General features: G+C 72.0%; 24 protein-coding genes and 1 pseudogene. 14 read left to right on the top strand and 11 right to left on the bottom strand.

Annotated features, from left to right (window positions below):
• Positions 1-56 precede the first annotated feature (56 nt).
• Entirely contained in the window at positions 57-941 is an 885-nt protein-coding gene (locus tag AC2CHE_RS10140; protein ID WP_484504644.1) for a DUF5926 family protein, read from the top strand.
• A 51-nt stretch (positions 942-992) separates the two neighbouring features.
• On the opposite strand, the gene AC2CHE_RS10135 is transcribed toward AC2CHE_RS10140, so the two are convergent.
• On the bottom strand, positions 993-2,210 hold the full coding sequence (locus AC2CHE_RS10135) for an arginine deiminase (protein ID WP_484504643.1): 1,218 nt from the start codon (positions 2,208-2,210) through the stop codon (positions 993-995).
• Between the two features lie 163 nt (positions 2,211-2,373).
• On the opposite strand from AC2CHE_RS10135, the gene AC2CHE_RS10130 reads away from it, so the two are divergent.
• The 4 genes and pseudogenes from AC2CHE_RS10130 (at position 2,374) to pheA (ending at position 5,449) form a co-directional block, all read left to right on the top strand.
• A complete protein-coding gene (locus AC2CHE_RS10130) occupies positions 2,374-3,114 on the top strand; it encodes a hypothetical protein (protein WP_484504642.1) in 741 nt (246 codons plus the stop codon).
• A 167-nt stretch (positions 3,115-3,281) separates the two neighbouring features.
• A complete protein-coding gene (locus tag AC2CHE_RS10125; RefSeq protein ID WP_484504641.1) occupies positions 3,282-3,740 on the top strand; it encodes a hypothetical protein in 459 nt (152 codons plus the stop codon).
• A 161-nt stretch (positions 3,741-3,901) separates the two neighbouring features.
• A pseudogene (locus tag AC2CHE_RS10120) lies at positions 3,902-4,387 on the top strand (hypothetical protein); the annotation flags it as partial.
• A 105-nt stretch (positions 4,388-4,492) separates the two neighbouring features.
• Positions 4,493-5,449: a prephenate dehydratase gene (gene pheA / locus AC2CHE_RS10115; protein WP_484504640.1), complete on the top strand. Its 957-nt coding sequence runs from the start codon at positions 4,493-4,495 to the stop codon at positions 5,447-5,449.
• A 64-nt stretch (positions 5,450-5,513) separates the two neighbouring features.
• Here the strand turns inward: pheA and AC2CHE_RS10110 are convergent, their stop codons facing one another.
• The 3 genes from AC2CHE_RS10110 to AC2CHE_RS10100 all read right to left on the bottom strand — a co-directional run bounded on the left by AC2CHE_RS10110 (position 5,514) and on the right by AC2CHE_RS10100 (position 7,199).
• Positions 5,514-6,230 carry an AIM24 family protein gene (locus AC2CHE_RS10110; RefSeq protein WP_484504639.1) on the bottom strand — a complete coding sequence of 239 codons (717 nt, stop codon included), beginning with the start codon at positions 6,228-6,230 and terminating at the stop codon, positions 5,514-5,516.
• Between the two features lie 67 nt (positions 6,231-6,297).
• Positions 6,298-6,636 carry a metallopeptidase family protein gene (locus tag AC2CHE_RS10105; RefSeq protein WP_484504668.1) on the bottom strand — a complete coding sequence of 113 codons (339 nt, stop codon included), beginning with the start codon at positions 6,634-6,636 and terminating at the stop codon, positions 6,298-6,300.
• 131 nt (positions 6,637-6,767) lie between these two features.
• On the bottom strand, positions 6,768-7,199 hold the full coding sequence (locus AC2CHE_RS10100; RefSeq protein ID WP_484504638.1) for an OsmC family protein: 432 nt from the start codon (positions 7,197-7,199) through the stop codon (positions 6,768-6,770).
• A gap of 153 nt (positions 7,200-7,352) precedes the next feature.
• Here AC2CHE_RS10100 and AC2CHE_RS10095 point away from each other — a divergent pair, with 153 nt between their 5' ends.
• From AC2CHE_RS10095 to AC2CHE_RS10085, 3 genes are all read left to right on the top strand, one after another.
• A complete protein-coding gene (locus AC2CHE_RS10095; protein WP_484504637.1) occupies positions 7,353-8,066 on the top strand; it encodes a hypothetical protein in 714 nt (237 codons plus the stop codon).
• Positions 8,067-8,242: 176 nt separating this feature from the next.
• Positions 8,243-9,064 carry an HAD family hydrolase gene (locus tag AC2CHE_RS10090; protein ID WP_484504636.1) on the top strand — a complete coding sequence of 274 codons (822 nt, stop codon included), beginning with the start codon at positions 8,243-8,245 and terminating at the stop codon, positions 9,062-9,064.
• Entirely contained in the window at positions 9,064-9,876 is an 813-nt protein-coding gene (locus tag AC2CHE_RS10085) for an HAD family hydrolase (RefSeq protein ID WP_484504635.1), read from the top strand. The genes AC2CHE_RS10090 and AC2CHE_RS10085 overlap by 1 nt, the downstream gene beginning before the upstream one ends.
• Positions 9,877-9,922: 46 nt before the next feature.
• Here the strand turns inward: AC2CHE_RS10085 and AC2CHE_RS10080 are convergent, their stop codons facing one another.
• Complete coding sequence (locus tag AC2CHE_RS10080; RefSeq protein WP_484504634.1) at positions 9,923-10,528, bottom strand: bacterial proteasome activator family protein; 606 nt, start codon at positions 10,526-10,528, stop codon at positions 9,923-9,925.
• Positions 10,529-10,626: 98 nt separating this feature from the next.
• Between AC2CHE_RS10080 and AC2CHE_RS10075 the strand changes: the two genes are divergently transcribed.
• Both AC2CHE_RS10075 and AC2CHE_RS10070 read left to right on the top strand, forming a co-directional pair.
• The gene (locus AC2CHE_RS10075) at positions 10,627-11,424 is read left to right on the top strand and encodes an alpha/beta hydrolase family protein (RefSeq protein ID WP_484504633.1); all 798 of its coding nucleotides are present in this window, start codon (positions 10,627-10,629) and stop codon (positions 11,422-11,424) included.
• A gap of 79 nt (positions 11,425-11,503) precedes the next feature.
• A complete protein-coding gene (locus tag AC2CHE_RS10070) occupies positions 11,504-12,703 on the top strand; it encodes an ABC transporter substrate-binding protein (protein ID WP_484504632.1) in 1,200 nt (399 codons plus the stop codon).
• 50 nt (positions 12,704-12,753) lie between these two features.
• Here AC2CHE_RS10070 and ddaH read toward each other — a convergent pair whose 3' ends face one another.
• The gene (ddaH, locus tag AC2CHE_RS10065) at positions 12,754-13,587 is read right to left on the bottom strand and encodes a dimethylargininase (protein WP_484504631.1); all 834 of its coding nucleotides are present in this window, start codon (positions 13,585-13,587) and stop codon (positions 12,754-12,756) included.
• Positions 13,588-13,646: 59 nt separating this feature from the next.
• Here ddaH and AC2CHE_RS10060 point away from each other — a divergent pair, with 59 nt between their 5' ends.
• From AC2CHE_RS10060 to AC2CHE_RS10050, 3 genes are all read left to right on the top strand, one after another.
• Complete coding sequence (locus tag AC2CHE_RS10060; RefSeq protein WP_484504630.1) at positions 13,647-14,105, top strand: Lrp/AsnC family transcriptional regulator; 459 nt, start codon at positions 13,647-13,649, stop codon at positions 14,103-14,105.
• A gap of 58 nt (positions 14,106-14,163) precedes the next feature.
• The gene (locus AC2CHE_RS10055; RefSeq protein ID WP_484504629.1) at positions 14,164-16,080 is read left to right on the top strand and encodes a beta-propeller domain-containing protein; all 1,917 of its coding nucleotides are present in this window, start codon (positions 14,164-14,166) and stop codon (positions 16,078-16,080) included.
• A gap of 117 nt (positions 16,081-16,197) precedes the next feature.
• Positions 16,198-16,686, top strand: a complete 489-nt coding sequence (locus AC2CHE_RS10050) for a zinc-binding dehydrogenase (RefSeq protein WP_484504628.1) — start codon at positions 16,198-16,200, stop codon at positions 16,684-16,686.
• 6 nt (positions 16,687-16,692) lie between these two features.
• Here AC2CHE_RS10050 and AC2CHE_RS10045 read toward each other — a convergent pair whose 3' ends face one another.
• The 3 genes from AC2CHE_RS10045 to AC2CHE_RS10035 form a co-directional block, all read right to left on the bottom strand.
• Positions 16,693-17,772, bottom strand: coding sequence for a T3SS (YopN, CesT) and YbjN peptide-binding chaperone 1 (locus AC2CHE_RS10045; RefSeq protein WP_484504627.1), 1,080 nt, complete (start codon positions 17,770-17,772; stop codon positions 16,693-16,695).
• Positions 17,773-17,863: 91 nt separating this feature from the next.
• Positions 17,864-18,148 carry a DUF6457 domain-containing protein gene (locus tag AC2CHE_RS10040; RefSeq protein ID WP_484504626.1) on the bottom strand — a complete coding sequence of 95 codons (285 nt, stop codon included), beginning with the start codon at positions 18,146-18,148 and terminating at the stop codon, positions 17,864-17,866.
• Entirely contained in the window at positions 18,145-18,828 is a 684-nt protein-coding gene (locus AC2CHE_RS10035) for an NTP transferase domain-containing protein (protein ID WP_484504625.1), read from the bottom strand. Before AC2CHE_RS10035 ends, AC2CHE_RS10040 begins: the two co-directional genes overlap by 4 nt.
• Positions 18,829-19,008: 180 nt before the next feature.
• On the opposite strand from AC2CHE_RS10035, the gene fdhD reads away from it, so the two are divergent.
• Positions 19,009-19,863: a formate dehydrogenase accessory sulfurtransferase FdhD gene (fdhD, locus tag AC2CHE_RS10030; protein ID WP_484504624.1), complete on the top strand. Its 855-nt coding sequence runs from the start codon at positions 19,009-19,011 to the stop codon at positions 19,861-19,863.
• Positions 19,864-19,943: 80 nt separating this feature from the next.
• Here the strand turns inward: fdhD and AC2CHE_RS10025 are convergent, their stop codons facing one another.
• Together AC2CHE_RS10025 and AC2CHE_RS10020 are read right to left on the bottom strand one after the other, a co-directional pair.
• Positions 19,944-20,597 carry a GAP family protein gene (locus tag AC2CHE_RS10025; protein ID WP_484504623.1) on the bottom strand — a complete coding sequence of 218 codons (654 nt, stop codon included), beginning with the start codon at positions 20,595-20,597 and terminating at the stop codon, positions 19,944-19,946.
• Between the two features lie 81 nt (positions 20,598-20,678).
• Positions 20,679-21,716: a DUF4192 domain-containing protein gene (locus tag AC2CHE_RS10020; protein WP_484504622.1), complete on the bottom strand. Its 1,038-nt coding sequence runs from the start codon at positions 21,714-21,716 to the stop codon at positions 20,679-20,681.
• Between the last annotated feature and the right edge of the window lie 102 nt (positions 21,717-21,818).

Genomic DNA, 21,818 nt, shown 5'->3' with positions numbered 1-21,818 from the left:
GCGCGGAGGCGGGTCCGGTCCCCATCGACCGCCGAAGGGCTCTAGGCTGTGTCGCCGTGAGCAAGCGTCGAAAGAACCAGCGGGCCGCCGCGACCTCCGGCAAGCGGGAGCGGGTCCGGGACGTCTTCGTCCCCCGGCCCTTCGAGGGGCTGGTCGACGAGCCCGAGTGGATCGCCCTGCGGGAGCTGGTGCCGGCCGCTTCCGCGCCGCTGCGGCTCGCCCCGGCGCTCGTCGACGAGTACGGCGACCGCCCGGTCACGCTGGCCACCGTACTGCCGATGGCCGCCCCCGCGATGAGCCGGGACGACGGTCACGTCTTCATCGGGCTCCAGCGTCATCTCCAGTCCGGCGACGTCTCCCGCGACCTGGCCGAGTCGCTGCTCTGCGCACTGCGTACCGCCCCCGGCGCCCAGGTCGCGGTGCCGCCGCTGCCCGGCCCCGGTCCCCGGTTGCAGGACATCCTGGTCGACGGGCCGTTGGAGATCAGCCTGCACGAGGGGTTCGAGTTCTGGCTGGCTCCGGAAGCCGCCGAGGACCCGACCGTGCGGGCCTCGCTGGAGCGGGCCAACGCGGCGATCTATCCGACGGTGAGACTGACCGCCGGCCGTGCCGCGTACTGGTGCCAGGTGACGGAGAAGGCCCACGTCCGCTGGGTGCTGCCCGAGGCCGAGGAGGCCGCCCTGGACGCGCTCGCCCGGCTCGCCGCGGCCGGCTCGCTGATCCTCGGCGAGGCGACCCGGTTCGCCGGCATGTTCCGGGCCCACGGGCGGCTGGTGCCGGTGTGGGACCTGCCCGAGGAGATCCCGGCCGGTGACTGGGAACAGCCGGTCGCCGACTTCGCCAAGCGGTACGCCGACGCCCTGGCCGAGACCGGCCCGCTCGACACCGACGCCCGCCGGTCCCGGCAGGGGCTGCTCGGTCGCCAGCTCACCCTGCGTTGACCGCAGCCCGGCATCTGGTCGGTCCCGCCGGGCACCTGCTCCGCCCCGCCGTCAGGAGGCTGCCCCGCCCTGCTCCCGCAGCAGCGGGCAGGACATGCAGCGGGGGCCGCCGCGCCCCGAGCCCAGCTCGGAGCCGGCGATCGGGATGAGTTCGATGCCGGCCCGCTCCAACTGGGCGTTGGTCTCGACGTTGCGCTCGTAGCCGACGCAGAGTCGGGGCGCGAGCGCCAGGGTGTTGTTGCCGTCGTCCCACTGCTCCCGCTCGGCGGTCACCGGGTCGAGCCCGGTGTCGATCACCCGTAGCCGGTCCAGGTCCATCGCGTCGGCGGCGGCCCGCAGGAACGGCGCCGGCCCGTCGACCCGCGGGTCCTCGCCGTCGGCACCGGCGATGACGGTGTACGCCGACAGGCTGCTGGCCACGTTCGGGTACATCAGCACCGCGTCGACGTCGACCATCGTGCAGATCGTGTCCAGGTGCATGGTGGCCCGTTCCTGGGCGATCGGCACGACGAGGATGGTGTGCGCCAGCCCGGCCGCGAAGACCCGCCGCGCGAGCCGCTCGGCACCGGCGGGTGTCGTCCGTTCGCCGACACCGACCGCCAGCACGCCGGGTGCCAGCAGCAGCACGTCCCCGCCTTCCAGGGGCTCCAGGCCCGGACGGTAGACGAACTCGGTGCCGGCGAACCGGGGATGGTGACGGTAGATCGCGTCGGTCAACGTGGTCTCTCGCCGCCGGGCGGGCATCGCCAGACTCGTCACACCCACCCGGTCACCGATCCACAGTGACGAGTCGCGGGTGAACAGCAGGTTGGGCAGCGGGTCGATGATGAAGTCGTGGCGGTCCATCAGGGTGTAGACGAGACCACCTCGGCGGTCCCGGCCGACCCGCAACTCCTCGTGGGCCAGTCCGGCCACGAGGACGCCGGCCAGCGCGGCCGGATCGAGGTACGCCAGATGTGCGGCGACCCGGGCGCGCAGGGTGTCGCCGAGCCGGGGCGAGTCGAGCACCTCGTCGGTCAGTTCCGTCCGGGCCGCCGGCACGGCCAGCGTCTCGGTGAGCAGGTCGGTCAGGTAGAGCACCTCGACACCGCGTTCCCGCAGGGCTCCCGCGAAGGCGTCGTGCTCCTCTTGCGCCCGGCCCACCCACGGGATGGCGTCGAAGAGCAGCGAGTCGTTGTTGCGTGGGGTCAGCCTGGCGAGTTCCGGCCCCGGCCGGTGCAACAGGACGGTACCGAGCCGGCCGACTTCACTGTCCACGTGGTGACTCACCCCCGCAGCGTAGGGCAGGGTTTGGCGGTATCCGGTAAAACAACCGTGGATGAATATGGCATTCATCCACAGTCATTCCGGCGCTCCGGCTTGCCGACCACCGGGACTGTCAACGTAGGGTAGTGAGAACGTAACTTCGAGGGACCTTTTGCCGGAGGTCGCGATGACTGTTTTCCCCGCACGTCGAGCCGTACCGTCCGCCAGGGCGCTGCCGCCAGTGGCGGTACCGCACCCCCGGGTCGAGTCTCCCGGGGTGGTCGCGACTCCTCGCCCGTCTCCATTGGAGTGGGCCCGCCGCCGTCGGGCGGAGCGGGGCGCGCGACGACTGGAGGCAGCCGGTGCCCGCGCCCTCGGTCAGCTCGACCATCTCGGGCCGGCCTGGCACGTCATCGACTGGCCCCGCACCGACACGGCCGATGTCCTCCTCGACGACGAGGCGGACAATCGGGCCGGGTTCCTGGCCATCGGCCCGAGTGGGCTCTTCGCCGTCACCATCGCCGACCACGGCCGGGCCCGCGTCCTGGTCGCCGGTGACGTGGTGCAGATCAACGGCAAGCGCCCGCCCTACGTGGCCGAGGCCCGTCGCGACGCCCGACGGGCGAGCAAGGCGCTGACCGCGGCCGTCGGTCACCCGATCCCGGTGACCCCCGTGCTCACCTTCGTGGGCTCCGGCGTGATCAGCGTCTACGGTCTGCCGAAGGACTGCCTCATGGCGACCCACCGGGAGCTCGACCGGCTCCTGGTGGCCGGCGGTAACCGGATCAGCCCGACCACCGCCGAGAAGCTGTCCCGGGTCGCGCAGCACCCCGGCACCTGGGAAAACGGCGGTTACCCGCCGGCGGCGGACTACCGGTGGTACGAGGACGGCCGAACGGCCGCTGACAAGCCGACCGGCCGCCGGTAACGTCAGCGGCGACGCCACGCGGCCGGGCACGGCTCCGCTCCCGCCGGCCCGCGCCGTCGCCGACCGGGCACTGAACAACACCGACGGCACCGTACGCCCGACGCGGTCGGCGGTCGCAGCCGCGACCGGCTAGCGTGGACGTACCGTCGGTGTGCATAGGAGGCTCGGTGGCCCACGTCGAACTCTCGCTCTCGGAAGTGTTCGCGCCCTCCGGGGAGACGCCGACAGAGCCTGGGCTCGACAACATCGGCCGCTGGTCGGCCACGGTCTTCAGCGCCGACGAACCCTGCCTGCTGATCGACGCCGAGACCCGGGTGCTGGCCGTCTCCGCCGCCGGTTGCGAGTTGCTGCAACTGGGTGCGCCGGAGGATGTGATCGGCCTACCGCTGCTCGACGGCGGGTTGCGCCTGCTCGACTTCACCGCCTACCGGGGCGAGTTGGCCGATCCCGAGATCGACAAGATCCCGCCGCTGCTGGCGCTCACCTCCGGCCGACTGGCCCGCGGCCTGCTCCGGATCGAGGCGGCGACCGAGGGTTCAGCCGACGCGACGGTGGACGCGATCTCCACCCCGGTGGTCGCCGACGGCGCGGTGGTCGGCTCTCTCACCTTCTTTTCCGAGGTCTGACTTCCTCCTACCATTGCCTCGGCCACCTGCCATCCAGAGTTCCCGCCCTGAGGACCCCCGTGCCGCCCACTTCGCCGTTCCCCGTCGGCCCCGATCGGCCCACCGCCGGCTCCCGGTCCCCTGCCGGGGCCTTCCTCCGACCGTGCCGGCGGCACGGTCGACTGATCGGTGTCGCCGTGCTGACCGTGTTGGCCGTCGGATGTGGCACACCCCCGGAGGTACGCGACAGCGGCGGTCTGCCGACCCCGGCGCCCAGCCGGGCGACGAGCAGCCCCACCAGTTCCGCCACGCCATCGTTCGGCGCGCTTCCGGGTGCCGTTCCGACCACGTCGCCGGCCGACCCGGGACTTGTCGCGGTGGCCTGCACCGGCGAGCCGTCCGCGAAGCAGATCATCGAGCTGGTGCGCGGTCGTCGTGGGCTGCTGCCCGGTAGCGCTCGGGTCAGCGTCCGCAGCGGTCCGTTGTGTGCCGCCGACTGGCACCTGACCACCCTCGACGTCGCCGGATACGAACCACTACAGGTGGTCAGCCGGGACCGGTCCGGATCCCTGCGCCTGGTGACCGCCGGCACCGACGTGTGCACGGCCGAGGTGCGGGTCGCCAGTCCGGCCGGCATCCAGACCCTGGCCTGTGGCAGCGACGGTGGCGGTCTTCCGGTGCCGGTCACCCCGCCGACGGCGTCGCCAACCGCATCGAGCCCCGCACCCACGCCGTCGGGCTCGTCGCCGACTCCGGATGCGTAGGCTGAACGCATGCCGGGAACGCCGCCGACCCGTTTCGTCTACCTCGGACCCGAGGGCACCTTCGCCGAGCAGGCACTACGCACCGTACCCGCCGCCGAGCGGGGCAGCCGCACGCCGGCCCGCAGCGTCGGCGAGGCGTTGGAGGCCGTCCGCGCCGCCGAGGCCGACGCGGCCATGGTGCCGTTGGAGAACTCGATCGGCGGCGCGGTCGGGGTCACCCTCGACGAGTTGGCCGAGGGAGAGCCGCTGGTCATCACCCGGGAAGTGATCCTGCCGGTGGAGTTCGTGCTCGGGGCACGGGCGGGGACCCTGCTGCCGTCGGTGCGCAGCATCGCCGCACACCCGCAGGCGTCCACCCAGTGCCGGGGCTGGCTGCGGACCCACGTGCCCGACGCGGCGGTGGTGGACGTGCTGTCCAACGGCGCGGCGGCGGCCGGCGCGGCCGACGGTGAGTACGACGCGGCCATCTGCGCACCCATCGGCGCGACCCGGCACCGGCTCGCCGTCCTGGCCGACAAGATCGCCGATCACCCCGACGCGGTGACCCGCTTCGCGCTGCTGTCGCGGCCCGGTCCGCCTCCGCCGCCCACCGGCGACGACGTGACGTCACTTGCCTTCTACATCGCGCACGACCGGGTGGGCGCGCTGCTGTCCGTGCTGATGGAACTGGCGGTCCGGGGCGTCAACCTGACCCGGATCGAGTCCCGACCGACTGGCGAGGCCCTCGGCCGCTACGTCTTTTTCCTCGACTGCACCGGTCACGTCGCCGACGTCCGGCTGGGTGAGGCGTTGCAGGGGCTACGTCGGGTCTGCGCCGACGTACGCTTCCTCGGCTCGTACTCCCGGCACCGATGGGACGGATCGACTCCGGAACGGCCGGTGACCGCACCGGCGGGTCTCTCCGACGCCGACTACACCGATGCCGCCGCCTGGCTCGCCCGCCTGCGCACGGGTCAGCTGACCTGAGCGACCCGTGCGCAGGCGGGCGACGCGGCCGTGCCGGCTGCGAGCGAGCCCTGCGCGCCTCGGCCTACCGGAACAGGCCGCCGAGCACGCCGCCCTGATCCTGCTGGCCGCTGCCCATGATCGGCGGCTCCTCGGAGGGCTGGACGACGACGAAGCCGTGGCCGGCGAAGCTCATCGTGTACGCCTCACCGGTGGTGCGGCCCAGCAGCGTGCCGAGCCCGAGCTGGTCGGCCCGGTGGTAGCCGGTCTGCAGGCTCGCCGACCAGCAGACGGCGGCCTGGGGGTCCACGTAGGTGGGCGCGTCGACGTTGAGCACGACCGGAGTCCCCCGGGTGGTGACGGCGATCCTGCCGTGCCCGGTGAACACGCAGTTGAACAGGCCGGACGACGCCATGCCGGCCCCGCCGACCATCTTGATGTCGTAGCGCAGGGTGGCGTCGAACGCCAGCACGCTGGAGCCGTTGATGGACAGGGCGTCGCCCGGCTCCAGGTCGATGACGTGCACGTCCTTGGCGAAGTCGGCCAGGAACACGTCGCCGCGTCCGGTGAGCTTCATCAGCGGCACGCCCTCGCCGGTGAGCTTCTGCTTGAGGAAGTTGCCCAGCCCGCCGGAGCCGAGCGCCTGGAACTGCACCTGCCCCTGGTACGCCACCATCGAACCGACCCGGGCCATCGCCTCACCGTCGAGGTCGATCTTCAACATCTTGGAGTTCTGCAACCGCATGCCGGGTTGCGTCGACTCCTGCTCCAGATTCGCCGCCGAGAACAGCTCGCTGCGCATGGTTCCTCCCGTACTCGCCGTACCTGGCCGAGACGGTAGGGCCAGCCCGCAACCCCGGACAGAGGCGTCAACCCCAGCCCAGCTCGTGAAGGCGCGCGTCGTCGATGCCGAAGTGGTGGGCGATCTCGTGCACCACGGTGACGGCCACCTCATCGACGACGTCCTCGTCGCTGTGGCAGATACGCAGGATGGGGTTGCGGTAGATGAGGATGCGGTCGGGCAGTACGCCCGCGTAGTCCCAGCCGCGCTCGGTCAGCGCGTGTCCCTCGTACAGGCCGAGCAGATCCTCACCGGGTGGCGGGTCGTCCTCGACCAGAATCACGACGTTGCTCATCAGCGTCAGCAGTTCCTCCGGAACCTCGTCGAGCGCCTCCCCGACCAGCTCCTCGAACCGCTCACGCTCCATCTCGACCGCCACGCTCCCATTCTCCCCCACCCCATCCGCGATCTTGCACTTCCGGTCGCCGCGAACCGGCACAGAAGCCGCATGACGGAGCCCGAAAGTGCAAGATCGGCGCGGTATGGGAGTGGAGTTGGTCAGGGAGTGAGGCGAGCGGTGAGGGTGATCTCGGCGCCGGGTGAGAGCAGGCGCGAGATCGGGCAGTTCTGCTTGGCGGTCTCGGCCAGCTTGGCGAACTGCGCCTCGTCGATCCCGGGCACCGCACCGACGGTGTCCAACTCGATCCGGGTCACGGTCATCCCGGCGTCGGTCTTGTCGAGGTGCACCTTGGCGGTGGTCTCCACGGAGGTGGGCGTCGTGCCGGCGTCGGCGAGCGCCTTGGAAAAGGCCATCGAGAAGCAGCCGGCGTGCGCGGCACCGATCAGTTCCTCGGGGTTGGTGCCCTCACCCTCTTCGAAACGGGACTTGAAGGAGTAGTTCCCCTCCAGCCCGCCCTTGCCGGTGCGGATGGTGCCGGACCCCTCGGTGAGGTTGCCCTGCCAACGTGCGGAAGCGGTACGGATAGGCATGCACCTGACGCTAGTCCACGGCGGGCCGGCAGGCGACCGACCGCCCCCGGCCGCGTCGTCGTTCCTCGGCGTCGCGGTCCGGCTGTGTCATGATGCGACCCGGACCTCGCGGCGCGGCGGACGCGCGTCCCGGCCATCCAGGAGGGGTGAGTGATGACCCACGACCTCCCCATTCCCCGTCAGGACGACCGCACCGACGGTGCCAGCGTCATCGAGTGGGGTGTGGAGGACGAGTCGTCGGCGAACGGCCGGTTCCGGCGGGCCCTCGGTGGCCTCGGCGGCGACCACCGGGTGCCGGTGCTGCTGGCCGGGCTCGGCGCGGTGGCGGCCCTGTTGTCGCTGCTGGGCGAATGGTCGACGATCACCATCCCCGACGGCGGACCGGATCCGGACACCCCACTCCAGGTGACCAGCGGCGTCTCCGATCTCGGGCTGGGCTCGGCGTACCTGGTCGGGCTGCTCGCGCTCGGTGCCACGGTCGCGCTCGCGGTACGCGGTACGGACTCCGTTCGGGCGAATGCCCGGGTGGCCGGGTTGGCCCTCGCCGCGGGCGTGCTCGCGCTGCTCGCGGCGACCGCGACGGCACTCGACGACACCCTGGGTCGGGGGATGTACCTGAACCCGGAGCTGACCTTCGACATCGAGTACGGGCGTGGTCTGATCATCGCCTTCGTCGCCGTCGGGTTGTTCGCCGCCGCGCTTCTCCGGACCTCGCCCGGACCGGCCGGAGCCCGGACCGGGTCGGACGGGCCGCGTCGGCGCGACCGCCGTCCGGTCGAGGATGTGGAGCCGGAGGGGGATCGCCCACCTGCGGACATAACCGTCGCGCCGACGGTCCCCTTCGCTCGGGAGGCACCGTCCGACTGATCCACCGGCCCCGGTCACGAGGTCACCTCCGGTGCGTCGCCCGTTGGCACCCGATTCGCCTGGAAGCCATGGTTACGACCGATTGTGCGAGGTACGGTTGCTGCCCGCCGTCACGCCGGGTCGCCTCTCGACGAGGTGAACGGCTGGTCGCGACGGCGGCGGGCGAAGGAGGAACGATGACCCGCCCGGGCCTGCCCAAGCTGATCGCCACCGACCTCGACGGGACGCTCGTCCGCAGCGACGACACCGTGTCGGCCTTCACCCACGAGGTGCTGGACCGGGTACGCGCCGCCGGGATCCCGGTGGTCGGCGCCACCGGTCGCGGCCCTCGGCTGACCGAGCTGACCCGCAACGACATCCGCGCCGCCGATTTCCTCGTGCTGGCCGGCGGCGGCCGGGTGGTGGACCAGAGCGACCCGGAGGGGCCGGTGGTGCTGCGGGACGAGCGCCTCTCCAGCGAGGTGCTGGCCGTCCTGCTGGCCGAGATGGAGGCCGCGGTCGGCCCGCTGACCGTCATGGTGGAGGCGTCGGACGAGCATGACGCGCCACTCTGGGGCGACTACCACCCCGCGTGGCCCTATCAGGACGCGTTCGAGGTGCGCAGCCGCGCCGAGTGCCTCGCCGGTGATGTGATCAAGGCGTTCGTACGTACCGCCGATCACCACGTGGACGAGTTGCTGGCCGTCGCCCGGGGGATCGTCCCACCGCACCTGGCCACCCTCACCCAGGCGGGCCTGGGTTTCATCGAGATCTGCCCACCCGGGGTGGACAAGGCGTCCGGGCTCAGCGTCATCGCGCAGGCCCTCGGCGTGGACCCGGCGGACGTGCTGGTCTTCGGTGACATGCCGAACGACCTGCCGATGTTCGAGTGGGCCGGCTGGGGTCGGGTGGCCGTGGCCAACGCCCACCCGAGCCTGCGCGCGGTCGCCGACGAGATCACCCTGCGCAACGACGACGACGGGGTGGCAGTCTATCTCGACCGGCTACTGTCCCGGTGATGGATTCCACACCGCACCTGGTCGCCAGCGACATCGACGGGACACTGCTGCGCGACGACCACACCCTCAGCGCCCGCACCGCCGCCGTGCTGGCCCGGATCTCCGCCCAGGGCACCCCGGTCGTCCTGGTCACCGGCCGGCCGATCCGCTGGCTCCGGCTGGTGTACGACCAGCTGGCCGAGCCGCTGCCGGCGGTCTGCGCCAACGGCGCGGTGGTCTACGACCCGACCAACGACGAGGTGCTGCGGGCCGACCCGCTGGCACCGGAGCTGCTCGCCGAGGTGGTGCGACGCCTGCGCGCCGAGGTGCCCGGGGTGAGCCTGGCCGTGGAGATCGTCGACGGTCGGCAGATGCGCCACGAGGCGCACTACCCGTTGCGGTGGGACGCCGACGACGAGGCGATCCGGGCGGTGCAGACCGCCGAGGAGCTGCTGTCGGCGCCGGCGGTGAAGCTGCTGGCGCGGGCCGGCGAGCAGGACCCCGACCGGTTAACCCGACTGGTAGCCGCCGCTCTCACCGGGCTCGCGGAGGCGACCCATTCCTCACACTCCGGGCTGGTGGAGATCTCGGCTGCCGGGGTGACAAAGGCAGCCGGCCTGGCCTGGTACTGCCACCGCATCGGCGTCGCCGCGCCGGACGTGCTGGCCTTCGGTGACATGCCCAACGACCTGCCGATGCTCACCTGGGCGGGGCGGGCGGTGGCGGTCGCCAACGCGCATCCGGAGGTGCTGGCGATCGCCGACGAGGTCGCCCCGGCGAACTCGTCCGACGGGGTGGCCGCGTACCTGGAGAAGGTGTTCGGGGCGGACTGAGCCGTCCGGCTGCGGCGCGCGACGAGCGTGCCGCAGCCGGATCCGGTCAGAGGTACTGGCCGGTGCTGTGTCCCTCACCACCGCCCGGCTGCCCCATGCCGGACATCCCCGGCAGCATCGCCCCGGCCGGCCCGCTGGGTAGCGCCTGCCGACCGGAACGCATCTGCTCCAGCTGCACCCGGGCCGCCATCTGTTGCGCGACCAGAGCTGCCTGGATGCCGTGGAACAGCCCTTCCAGCCAGCCGACCAGCTGGGCGTGGGCGATCCGCAGCTCGCCCTCGCTCGGCGCCTGGTCCTCGGAGAACGGCAGCGAGATCCGCTCCAGTTCCTCCCGCAGCTCGGGGGCCAGCCCTTCCTTCAGCTCGACGATCGACCGTTGGTGGATCTCCCGCATCCGGTGCCGGCTGGCGTCGTCCAGCGGAGCGGCCTTGACCTCCTCCAACAGCTGTTTGATCATGCTGCCGATCCGCATCACCTTGGCCGGCTGTTCAACCAGGCGCGACGGATCCTCACCAGCTCCTTCGTCGGTCTGCACGGTGCCGACGGGCCGGCCGTCCGGTCCGACCACCACCACGGTTCCGGAGTGCCCGGTACCGTCCCGGTCGGGCTCGTCGTTCTGTCCAGCGGAGCGCGCTTCGGTCATGCCCTCCATCTTTACCCAGCGGTACCCGTCAGCGTCCGGCGGCCCGCTGCTCGTTACCCGGCGGCACCCACCTCCCGGTGGTCCGTGCGCCGCGTTACCGTCGGCCGATGCCCTCCGATCCCCGTTCGGTGCTGACCAGCCCCGCGCCCGAACCGGACGCGACCGTCGCCTACGGCGAACACCCGGACCAGATCGCCGACCTGCGCCGCCCGGCCGGCTCCGGGCCGCCCCGTCCGCTGGTGGTGGTGGTGCACGGTGGTTTCTGGCGCGCGGAGTACGACCGGCGGCACACCGGTCCCCTGGCGAGCGCACTGGCCACGTTCGGGTACCCGGTCGCCCAGTTGGAGTACCGGCGGACCGGTCAGCTCGGCGGCGGCTGGCCCGGCACCCTCACCGACGTGCTGGCCGGAGTCTCCGCGCTGCCCGCGTTGGCCGAGGTCGCACTGCCGGGGCGGGTCACCGCCGCGCCGCCGGTGCTGGTCGGTCACTCGGCCGGCGGGCACCTCGCGCTGTACGCGGCGGCCCACGCACCCGGTGCCGTCGCCGGGGTGCTGGCCCTCGCACCGGTCGCCGACCTGACCGAGGCGTACCGGCTGGATCTGGACGCCGGTGCCGTGGCCGCTCTGCTCGGCGGCGGACCAGCCGACGTGCCGGAGCGGTACGCGACCGCCGATCCACTGTCGCTGGTTCCCTTACGACCACGCACGGTAGTGATGCACGGCACGCTCGATCGACAGGTGCCCATCGACCTCTCTCGAAATTACGTGGCTGCCGCCCGCGCCGCAGGTGCCGATATCCGCCTGATCGAGCTGCCAGAGTGCGAGCATTTCGGGCTTATCGCTCCCGGCTCGTCGGCGTGGCCGGAGGTTACCGGCGCGTTGCGGTCTTTGTACAAAGATCATTAGCCATTGACGCAGCGTCGCCGAGCAGGTAGAACGCCGAAGGGGTGGGATGCGCCCCGGCAACACATTCGAAGGGAACCCGGTGTCGCAGATTAACCGCAGGCGGGCACTCCAGCTGCTGGCCGCGCTCGGTACGGGCGGACTCGTCGCCGCATGCGGCTCCGACGCCGAGCCGGAGGTCACCAGCACAGAGAGCCCGATCAAGATCGGGCTCGTCGCGCCACAGTCGGGCCCGAGCAAGGCGATCGGCGACGAACTCAGCAACGGCTTCGAGCTGTACCTGGACCTCAACGACCGGCGCCTCGGTGGCCACCCGGTCGACATGGTCACGGCCGACGAGGGGAACAACGTCAAGTCCGGCCAGGCCGCCGTCGAGGGCCTGCTCAAGCAGGGCGTGCTCGCCCTGACCGGGGTCGCCAGCTCGTCGGTCATGTTCGGCATCCGGGACATCGTGGAACAGGCCCGGGTTCCGTTGATCGGCTCCAACGCCTCACCGCCGAGCCTGCAGAGCGTCGTCTACATCTGGCGTACGTCGTACGTGCTCGACGAGGCGGGCCGGGCGCTCGGCCGCTACCTGAAGGACGAACTCGCCCCCTCCGACCGGGTCGCGACGATCCTGCCCGAAGGGGTCCTCGGCGTCGAGGACGTGCTGCGTGGCTTCCGTGAGGAGTTCGGCCAGTCCGACCCGCGGATCGCCTCCCAGGTGGTCTGGACCTCCGGCAGCAGCCGCCCCAGCGGGACCGCCTACGTCTCGGACATCAACCGCGCGCTGGCCAACAACCCCTCGGTCGTCTTCTGCTTCTACTCCGGTGCGGCGGCCGTGGAGTTCATCATGCAACTGCGCGACGCCGGATTCCGGGGCCGGATCTACGCCCCCGGCTTCCTCACCGAGGGTTCGGTGCTGGACAACATCCGGCCAGTGGACGACGCGCTCGGCATCCGTACCGCGTTGAACTACTCCGCCGACCTGAACAACGCGGCCAACCGCCAGTTCGCCTCGGCGTATCGCAAGAAGCACAACACCTCCCCGACCACGTACGCGATGGCCTCGTACGACGCGGCCAAGGTGCTCGACCAGGCGATCCGACTTGCCGGCGCGGCACCCACCCCGCAGCAGGTCAACCTCGCGCTGGGCCGGATCGGGCAGATCGACAGCCCACGCGGTGCCTGGCAGTTCAACCAGCCCCGTACGCCACAGCAGAAGTGGTACCTGCGCGAGGTGCAACGTGACGGCCAGGTGGTGTCGAACGTGCTGGTCAACGAGTTGGCCACGCTGGGCTGACAGCGCGAGGCCGTCCCGGCCCGAGGACGGCCCCGTCGCCTGCTCAGTGCTCAGTGCCGCAGTTCGGCGATGCAGCACTTCACACTGCCACCGCCCTTCTTCAGCTCGGCCAACTCCACCGGCACCGGGGCGTACCCGGCCGCCTTGAGCCGACCGGCGAGCCGGGTGGCCTCGCTGTTGAGCACCACGTTGGCCCCGTCGCTGACCAGGTTCAGCCCGAAGGCGAGGGCATCCTCGTCGTCGGCCAGCACCGCGTCCGGGAAGAGCTGGGCGAGCACCCGCTGACTGGCGGCGGAGAAGGCCCCGGGGTAGTAGACGATGTTCCCGTCGTCGATCGGGGCGAGCGCCACGTCCAGGTGGTAGAAGCGCGGGTCGACCAGCCGCAGTGAGACCACCGGCCGTACGAGCGCCTCCTGCGCCTCGGCGTGCGCCGGCAACTCGGTACGGAAGCCGTGCCCGGCCAGGATCAGTCCGCCGTGCGCCTCCGGCAGGTATGCGAAGTCACCCTCGCCCTCGTTTGTCGCGTTCGGCGCGATGAACCGGCAGCCCAGCGACTCGTAGAAGGCCCGGTGCGGGGCTGCCTCGGCGGCCCGCTGCTGATGCTTGAACTGTGCCCCGTAGACCGTGCCGTCGACCATGAACGCGCCGTTGGCCGCGTAGACCATGTCGGGCAGGCCGGGCTCAGGTACCAGCAGGTGCACCTCGTGGCCGAGGCCGACCAGGGTCTCCCGCAGGCGGTCCCACTGCTTGATCGCCAGCTCCGCGTCGACCGGGGCGGTCATGTCCATCCACGGGTTGATCGCGTACTCGACCGCGAAGTGCTCGGGGGAGCACATGAGATATATCCGCTTTCGCGGCTCTCGCTGCTGGTTCACGGTGACCAAGGGTAGGTACGCTGGAACTTCGGTAACAGCCGCAAACATTGCTTCCCAGAGGCGGAACATTGCAAATCGATGCCGTTGACCAGCGAATCATTGCGCTGCTTGTTGCCGACGCTCGGGCCACCTACGCCGACATCGGCACCCGCGTGTCGCTCTCCGCTCCGGCGGTCAAACGGCGGGTCGATCGACTGCGGTCCGCCGGGGTGATCCGGGGATTCACGGCCATCGTGGACCCGGCCTCGGTCGGCTGGACCACAGAGGCGTTCGTGGAGTTGTTCTGTGCCGGCCGGACCACCCCGGCCCAGATCGGTGCCGCCGTGTGCCGTCACCCCGAGGTGGTCGGTGCGTACACCGTCTCCGGCGAGGCGGACGCGCTGGTGCACCTGCGTGCCGCCGACATCGCCAACCTGGAGGAGGCGCTGGAGCGGCTGCGGGCCGAGTCGTTCGTCACCTCCAGCCGCAGCACCATCGTGCTCTCCCGGCTGGTCGAGTCCCCGGGCGTCGGCCCCTCCACCGCCTGAGGCCGTAACAGCCGGCTCCGGCTGGAACCGAACACGAAGTCACCACGTCGAACCGGCCATGAAACGGGGCAGCAAACTCGCCGCGGCCGGCGGTTCACTGGTCGCGCTCGCTCTGCTCGCCGGCAGCCTGGCCGTGTCACAGCCTCCGTCGACCGGGCCCGACACCGACGAGGCACCGATGGTGCCGGTCGGCCTGGTCTCCTTCGACTCCTGCGCCGACGCCCTCACGGAGTTGCGGGCGGCGGCGACCGCCTCGGTCGGCCCGTACGGTCTCGCCGAGGACGGAGTGCCGCAGGCGGCGGCCTTCGGCGGCGCGGAGTCGATGGCCCGTACCTTCGCCGGAGCGCCGGGCGACGCCGCCGACCAAGACGCCGGGGCAGACTACTCGACGACCAACAACCACGAGGCCGGCGCGGACGAACCCGACCTGGTGAAGACCGACGGCCGACGGATCGTCACCGTCACCGGCGGGGTGCTGCGGGTGGTCGATCCGGTGACCCGCCGCGTCGCCGGGCGGCTCGACCTGGCCGACGGCCGGGAGGAGTTGCGCTGGCAGGAGCACCGCCTGCTGCTGCTCGGCGACCATGCGCTGGTACTCGGCGAGGATCCGCCGCGCCCGGACGACGGACTGAGCTCGATCAGGCGTTCCGGCGCGACCCGCCTGCTGCTGATCGACCTGACCGACCGTCCCGCGGTGCTCGGCACATACCGCATCCAGGGCCGCACCGTCGACGCCCGGTTGACCGGTGACACGGCCCGGGTGGCGGTCCGGGCACCGGCCCGACTTGAGTTTCCGTGGGCGTCCGAGGGCACCGACCAGGTCCGCACCGAGCGGAACCGCGAGGTGATCGCCGAGGCCGGTGTCGAGGCATGGCTGCCGGCGTACGAGTGGACCGCCGGGCCGGAGCGGCACACCGGCCGGGTCGGCTGCGACCGGCTCAGCCGACCCGACCGGATGACCGGCTCGGCCACCCTCACCGTGCTCAGCTTCGACCTCACCAGCGACCGGCTCGGCGATGGTGACCCGGTGGCCGTGGCCGCCGACGCCGACACCGTCTACGGCACGGCGACCAGCCTGTACCTGGCGGGTCCGCGTCCGAGGCCGATCAGCGGCCGGCCCCGCTGGGAGCCGTCGCCGGCCGAGCAGATCACCGACATCTACCAGTTCGACACCGCCGCGCCGGGGCGTCCCCGCTTCCTGGCCGCCGGCTCGGTGCCCGGTCGGCTGATCAACCAGTACGCGCTCTCCGAGTGGGCGGGGCACCTGCGGGTGGCCACCACCACCGGCGAGTCCCGGGATGACGGCACCGCCTCCGAGTCGGCGGTTCGGGTGCTGCGTCACGACGACGGGGCGCTGGTACCGGTCGGCATGGTCGGCGGCCTCGGGCGGGGGGAACGCATCTACTCGGTGCGCTACCTCGGCCCGGTCGCGTACGTCGTGACCTTCCGGCAGATCGATCCGCTCTACGCGCTCGACCTCGCCGATCCGGCCGCGCCCAGGGTCACCGGCGAGTTGAAGATCACCGGATACTCCGCGTACCTGCATCCGCTGCCCGAGGAACGCCTGCTCGGTGTCGGTCAGGAGGCCGACCGTCGGGGACGGACCAAGGGCGTACAGGTGTCGCTCTTCGACGTCCGTGATCCGGGGCGGCCGGACCGGCTCGACCAGTGGCACCTGCCCGGCGGGCGGTCCCGCGCCGAGCACGATCCGCACGCCTTCCTGTACCGCCCGGAGACCGGACTGGTCGCGCTGCCCGTCGACGCCGGTGTCCGGCTGCTGCGCGTCAGCGACGACACCATCAGCGAGATCGGCGAGGTGACCCATCCGGCCGGCGACAGCAGCCGGCGGCAGTGGGGTCAGCCGGTACGGCGGTGCCTTGTGGTCGGCGACGTGCTCTGGACGGTCTCCGAGGCGGGCCTGCGCGCCACCGACCCGGCCACGGCCCGCAGCCTGGCCTGGATCGCCGCCACCTGAACCTTCCTCCCACGCGGGTGGGGTCCGGTTTCTCGGGGTTTCCGGGCCCCACCCGCCTTGACCTCAACCACGCTTCAACTGGTCGACTCCGGTGGGAAGCGTCGGTGAGGGGGAGACATGCGCGCGGTGTGGATTCACGAGTTCGGCGGGCCGGAGCACCTCGTGCCCGGCACCGCACCCGATCCGGCACCCGAGCCGGGACAGGTGCTGATCGACGTGGTGCACGCGAACATCACCTTTGTGGAGACCCAGTTCCGGGCGACCGGCTTCGGGCCGTCGGGCGCGACGCTGCCGGTGATCCCGGGCAACGGCGTCGGCGGTCTGATCAGCGGAGTCGGGCCGGGCGTAGACCCGGGACTGGTCGGCCGACGGGTGGTCAGCGGCATCGGCGCGGAGTCCGCCGCCGAGCGGGGCGTGGCCCTGGTCCGGCCGACGCCGACCCCCGCCCTCCTGCGGGCCTACACCGAGCGAGCGCTGGCGGAGGGTGCGGCCGGACGGCTGCGTCCGGTGATCGGCCAGCGATTCCCGCTGGCCCGGGCAGCCGAGGCGCACGCGGCGATCGAGGCCCGCTCGACGGTCGGCAAGACCCTGCTCGACGTGCGCTGACCGCCCTCAGAGGTACATGCCGGTGCGATGCTCGCCGCGTCCCGACTTGTCTCCCTCGCCGAAGAACCGCTTGCCGCCGAACTCGCCGTGCAGGCGGTCGTCCAGCTCGTCGGCGAGCCCGGTCATCACCTGCACCGCCAGCATCAGGTGGGTCGGCTGGAAGTTGCGGCCGAAGACCGGGATCGACGCCCACACGGTGTCGTCGGCACAGTAGAGCCGGCCGATCGGCATCCGGTTGGTCAGCTCGGAGAGCTTGACGTACAGCCGCTCGGTCGGCTCGACCTCGGTCAGCACCGGAGAGAAGACGTCGACCAGCGGCGGATTGTCCCGCACCCGGACGAATACCATCGCCGAGCCGGCCCGGATGTTGATGTCACCGTCGGAGTCGACCTGAAGCCGGTCGGAGTCCGACTTGAGCATGGTCGACACGACCGTGCGCACCCGCTCGGCCAGATCCAGCACCTCGGTGTCGGCATCGGCCTCGTCGGTTGCGGCCAGCGCCTTCTCCAGCTCGGTGCCGATCTCGCGCGTCAGGTTCGCCGCGCTGCGGGCGGTCCCCAGTGCCGCCCCGGGGATCGGCTCACCCTCGCCGTCCTCGATCGCGTAGACCAGGAAAGCCGGATGGGGTGCGCCGTAGATGTCGCGCAGGGTGCGGGAGAGCAGCGCGGCCAGTCGGCTGGCCTCGTCCGCCGTGGAATCCAACCCGAACTGGTCCCCGGAACCGTCGACCACGCCCGGCGGTGACCACCCCAACGCGATCATGTCGGCGACGGCCGCACGGTCCAGCCGGTAGCCGGGTGGCAGTGTGGCGTTGCCCACCGCCCGAGCCGCGAACCGGCCGTCGCTCTTCACCTCGACATAGACGGAGTAGACGGCGTCATCGATGCCGGAGGCGGTCGGGTCGAGGGTCAGCGCCACCTCCGCGCGCGACGGCAGCGCGGACAGCCGCTCCGCCAGAGCCTGGGCGAAATCCCGCCACGCCTGGGTCACCTTCGACCGCAGGTCGGCCGTGCTCGGTTCGTCGAGCAGGATCGACTCGTGCTGCACCGGCGTGCCGGGCGGTGCAGAGGGGTGGTCAGCCGTCATGATCGCCTCCGTCCGTTCCGGTCACCCTATCCAGCAGGCTGCCGGCACGAATCAGCGCGGACCGTGATCGGACAACGCTTTGGGGGGGCCGTCAGCGGTGGTCGGGTCCGGCCGGGTCGGCCCGGGAGTGCGGGTCGCCGCCCAGTTCCACCGGCCAGGTCGCGGTCAACTCGGAGAGCCGGGCCACGGCCACCGCCGGATCCGCGCCGCGCCCGACGGCCAGACCGAGCAGGTACGCGGTGACCGGCGCACCGGGCCGCAGCACCTGGTGTGCCACGTCCCGGGCCAGATCCAGCACGGTCGCCACCGGCACCTGTGCCGGATCGAGACCCAGCTCCGCACAGGCGGCCGTGACCCAGTCGTCCAGCACCGTCATCGCGTCCACTCCTCCGCCCGGCGTAGGTCATGCTCAGTGTCGCAGTCGAACCAGGGTGCCGGGCCGGCACCGGGCCAGGTCACCTCGCACACCTTCAGGCCGGCGAGCAGTTCCCGCAGCGGTGCACCGGTCACGTCACCGCCGCGCCGGACGGCGAGTCGAGCCAGCGCGGCCCGCAGGGCGGCGGGCCGCCACACCCCGCACAGCGTCTGCCGCCGCCCCGACCGGTCCAGATAACAGGCCCCGTCGAAGGTCACCGAACCCGGCGTCCCGATGCGCGCCGATTCGGCGCTCGGCGCTGCCGTGCCCGCCGGCCGACCGCACCTGGGACGGCCGACGCCGGTGTCGAGCAGGTGATCCAGCAGGCTTCCGACGGCGGATCGGGTCAGCAGGGGCAGGTCGGCGGCGAGCAGGGCGACGACGGGTATCTCCGTGTCGAGCAGGGCCAGTCCGGCCGCGACGGCGGCCACCGGCCCACCGCCCGGTGGCATCTCCCGGGTCAGGCGCACTCCGGTGATCGCCGGTCCGGGGCCGACCAGGATCCGGGGTGACGCGTCGGCCACCGCGGTCAGCACCCGCTCCCGCATCGGCACCCCGCCGACCGGTAACGCCGGCTTGTCCCGCCCGCCCATCCGACGCCCCGCACCACCCGCGAGCACCACCGCCGCGTACGCCGTCATGGCGCCACGCTAGCCGCCCGCACGCCCCGGAGGGGTCCCCGGCGTCCGCCATGGTGTCCGGCCCCTGTCGAGCTGAACGCATGGACGAATCATCGGCGCCGCGCTACCGATAGGACCTGGCCGGACGGTGACCGGGGGCGGCGTGCCGGAGGTCGGGTGATCCGGGGCAGGATGGACGGCGTGGGACGGGCTTCGGATCGACGTCATGTGGTGCGGGTGGATCTGGACGCGGCCGAGACCGGCCGACGCCGGGTGCGGCGGCCGGACACGCTCGCCGCCGAGGAGCCGTTGGAGATCCGGGTCGGTCCCGCCGGACCGGGGCGACGTCCGCCGCTGACCGTCACCATGCGCACCCCGGGAGCCGACCTCGACCTGGCCGTCGGTTTCCTGTTCAACGAGGGGCTGATCCGCTCCGCGGACGATGTGTCCACCGCGCAGTTGTGTGCCGGCACCGAGACCCCGAACACCTACAACGTGGTGGACGTGACCCTGGCTCCCGGCGTACCGGACCCGGTCACCGACCCGACCCGGCATTTCCCCACCACCAGCGCCTGCGGGGTGTGCGGCAAGGCGAGCATCGACGCGGTGCGTACCCGGTCGATCTTCGATGTCGGCGACGACCCGCTGAGCGTGCCGGCGGAGCTGCTGGCCGGGTTGCCGCAGCGGCTGCGGGCCGGGCAGCGGGGGTTCGACCGCACCGGTGGACTGCACGCCGCGGGCCTGTTCTCCACGGACGGTGAGTTGGTGGTGCTGCGCGAAGACGTGGGTCGGCACAACGCGGTCGACAAGGTGGTGGGCTGGGCGGTACGCGAACACCGGCTGCCGCTGAGCGGTCAGGTGCTGCTCGTCTCGGGTCGGGCCAGTTTCGAGCTGACCCAGAAGGCGTGGATGGCGGGTGTGCCGCTGCTCGCCGCGGTTTCGGCGCCGAGCACGCTCGCGGTCGACGTGGCCACCGAGGCGGGCATGACCCTGGTCGGATTCCTACGGGGACGGACGATGAACGTCTACACCGGCGGACACCGGGTCACCGCCTGACGTGCCGCCGGAGGGCGGGCACCGTCAACGGTTGGCCAGCAGCTCGAACAGCTCCAGCCGGGCCGCGGCGTCGCGGGCGATCAGGAAGCCGGCGATGCCCAGAACCCAGCCGAGCATGCTGCCCGAGGTGCGGACGATCCAGGCGTTGAGCCGGGCCAGCACCGGCTCCACCCAACTTGCCAGGCCACCCGCGCAGCCACCAACAACATCGCCGGCAACACCATGACCAGGCAGTAGCCGACGAGCAGCGCCACGCTGGCGGGCACGGCCAGGCCGGAGGTGGTGAGCAGGCCCAGCGCGCCGAGGTACGGCAGCATCGTCGCCACCTCGGCCAGCGCGGCGAACAGCGCCAGTCCCACCAGCCAGCGGGACGACGAGTCACCGGCGGTCACCCGGTCGCGCCAGCGCAGCACCCGACCCGTACCGGCACCACGCTTGCCGTCGTATCGAAAGCTCAACGCGAACAGGCCGACCCCGAGGACCAGCTGACCCCAGAGCACCGGCCGGTTGTCCAACGCACCGCCCAGCAGCGCGGCCAAGCCGCTGCCACCGAAGTACAGCAGCAACCCGACCACGAAGTAGAAACCGGCGATGGTGCCGAGGTAGCTCATCACCCGCCGGACGCTCACCGGCCCCGGGGCGAGCAGCAGCCACACCGGGATGAACAGGGTGCCGATGCTGGTGCTGTCCACCAGCGCCAGGCCGACGAGGGACAGCAGCAGGGCAACGCTCATTCCGTTCCGACGCCATGCTCGGGCATGCGGCGATTATCCCGCACCGCAGGCCGGTTGGTGCGCCCGCTCAGCGGAGTGCGGTCACCGAGGACGCCGTCGTGCGCGCCGCCTGGCCCGGCGCCGCGCTCTCGGCAGGCCCGTCGCCGGCCAGCCGTCCAGCTGGGACGGTGGCACTCCCCGGCGGAGCAGGTCGTCCAGCAGCACCGCGAGTGAGTAGTCGGGATGCTCGGCCAGCACCCGCTCCAGGGCCACCGCCGCCAACGCGCCCTGCCCGTCGCGCCAGGCGGCGAACGCGAGCAGCGAACCCGGAGCGGCGATCAGCTCCTCGTCGGCCCGGCGCAGCACCTCGGCCCAGAACGCGATGTCCTCGTCCCGACCGTCGGTACGCTCCCAGGCATGATCGCGTACCGGCAGGTGGGTCAGGAGCAGGCAGAGCCAGGCCACCTCGTCGTCGGTCAGCCGTTCGCCGGCACGGTGCCGCCGCACCGTAACCCGCAGCGCCGCCGTGCCGGCCGCCCGCAGCGCCCGAGCGCCGAGCAGGTCGGTGGGGGGCGCGGCGGCCAACAGGTCGGTGAGCCGCTGCTGCGCCCGCTCGACCGCGCGCCGCATCGCCTCCGCGCCGGTCGGGGCCACCTGCGCGGCGAGTGCCGCCCGGTCCGGTAGGGCCACCTGTCCGGCGAAGACCGCCGCCGCGGGCACCGCGCTGGCCTGCGGTTCGTAGGGGGTGCCCTCCGGCGGACAGCACTCCGGCTCCTCGCAGAGGTAGGACCACCACCGCCCGTCGGTGACCCGCAGCGCGTCGAGCACGGCCAGCCCCGCCTCGGCCAACGCGGCCCGGACCGCGTCCACCGCCGGGGTCACCCGGGCTGCCGGTCCGTATCCGACAACGGTGGCCGAGTCGGCACCCTGGCGGGCGGTCACCGCGGCGATGTGCTGGCCGGGCTCGTAGGGGTCGGTGTCGCCGGGCAGGTCGCCGCGCGCGGCGAAGACGATCCGCTTACCAGACAGCGCCACCACCACGATGCTGTCGGCGGGATGAAAACCCAGCAGATACGGCACGGCGGCGATGAGGTCGGCGGGAGAGCGTACGGACAGGCGGGGCAGCTCGGTCGAGTTCATGCAGGCAGCCTGCGAGCCGGGGGTCCTGCGCCGCTGCCCCTGTGGACGACACGCCGGTCATCCACAGTCACACACAGTGTTCTTGCAGCTCACACGCGATCA

Source organism: Micromonospora sp. ATLC16 (assembly GCF_057196645.1).
The sequence above is the reverse complement of the archived record's forward strand: the minus strand, read 5'-3'. Positions and strand labels throughout refer to the sequence as shown.

Coding starts and splice junctions, on each gene's coding strand:
- AC2CHE_RS10130 (WP_484504642.1), top strand. CDS start 2,374: ATGACTGTTTTCCCCGCACGTCGAGCCGTACCGTCCGCCAGGGCGCTG.
- pheA (WP_484504640.1), top strand. CDS start 4,493: ATGCCGGGAACGCCGCCGACCCGTTTCGTCTACCTCGGACCCGAGGGC.
- AC2CHE_RS10110 (WP_484504639.1), bottom strand. CDS start 6,230: ATGCGCAGCGAGCTGTTCTCGGCGGCGAATCTGGAGCAGGAGTCGACG.
- AC2CHE_RS10105 (WP_484504668.1), bottom strand. CDS start 6,636: ATGGAGCGTGAGCGGTTCGAGGAGCTGGTCGGGGAGGCGCTCGACGAG.
- AC2CHE_RS10100 (WP_484504638.1), bottom strand. CDS start 7,199: ATGCCTATCCGTACCGCTTCCGCACGTTGGCAGGGCAACCTCACCGAG.
- AC2CHE_RS10095 (WP_484504637.1), top strand. CDS start 7,353: ATGACCCACGACCTCCCCATTCCCCGTCAGGACGACCGCACCGACGGT.
- AC2CHE_RS10090 (WP_484504636.1), top strand. CDS start 8,243: ATGACCCGCCCGGGCCTGCCCAAGCTGATCGCCACCGACCTCGACGGG.
- AC2CHE_RS10085 (WP_484504635.1), top strand. CDS start 9,064: ATGGATTCCACACCGCACCTGGTCGCCAGCGACATCGACGGGACACTG.
- AC2CHE_RS10080 (WP_484504634.1), bottom strand. CDS start 10,528: ATGGAGGGCATGACCGAAGCGCGCTCCGCTGGACAGAACGACGAGCCC.
- AC2CHE_RS10075 (WP_484504633.1), top strand. CDS start 10,627: ATGCCCTCCGATCCCCGTTCGGTGCTGACCAGCCCCGCGCCCGAACCG.
- AC2CHE_RS10055 (WP_484504629.1), top strand. CDS start 14,164: ATGAAACGGGGCAGCAAACTCGCCGCGGCCGGCGGTTCACTGGTCGCG.
- AC2CHE_RS10050 (WP_484504628.1), top strand. CDS start 16,198: ATGCGCGCGGTGTGGATTCACGAGTTCGGCGGGCCGGAGCACCTCGTG.
- AC2CHE_RS10045 (WP_484504627.1), bottom strand. CDS start 17,772: ATGACGGCTGACCACCCCTCTGCACCGCCCGGCACGCCGGTGCAGCAC.
- AC2CHE_RS10040 (WP_484504626.1), bottom strand. CDS start 18,148: ATGACGGTGCTGGACGACTGGGTCACGGCCGCCTGTGCGGAGCTGGGT.
- AC2CHE_RS10035 (WP_484504625.1), bottom strand. CDS start 18,828: ATGACGGCGTACGCGGCGGTGGTGCTCGCGGGTGGTGCGGGGCGTCGG.
- AC2CHE_RS10025 (WP_484504623.1), bottom strand. CDS start 20,597: ATGAGCGTTGCCCTGCTGCTGTCCCTCGTCGGCCTGGCGCTGGTGGAC.
- AC2CHE_RS10020 (WP_484504622.1), bottom strand. CDS start 21,716: ATGAACTCGACCGAGCTGCCCCGCCTGTCCGTACGCTCTCCCGCCGAC.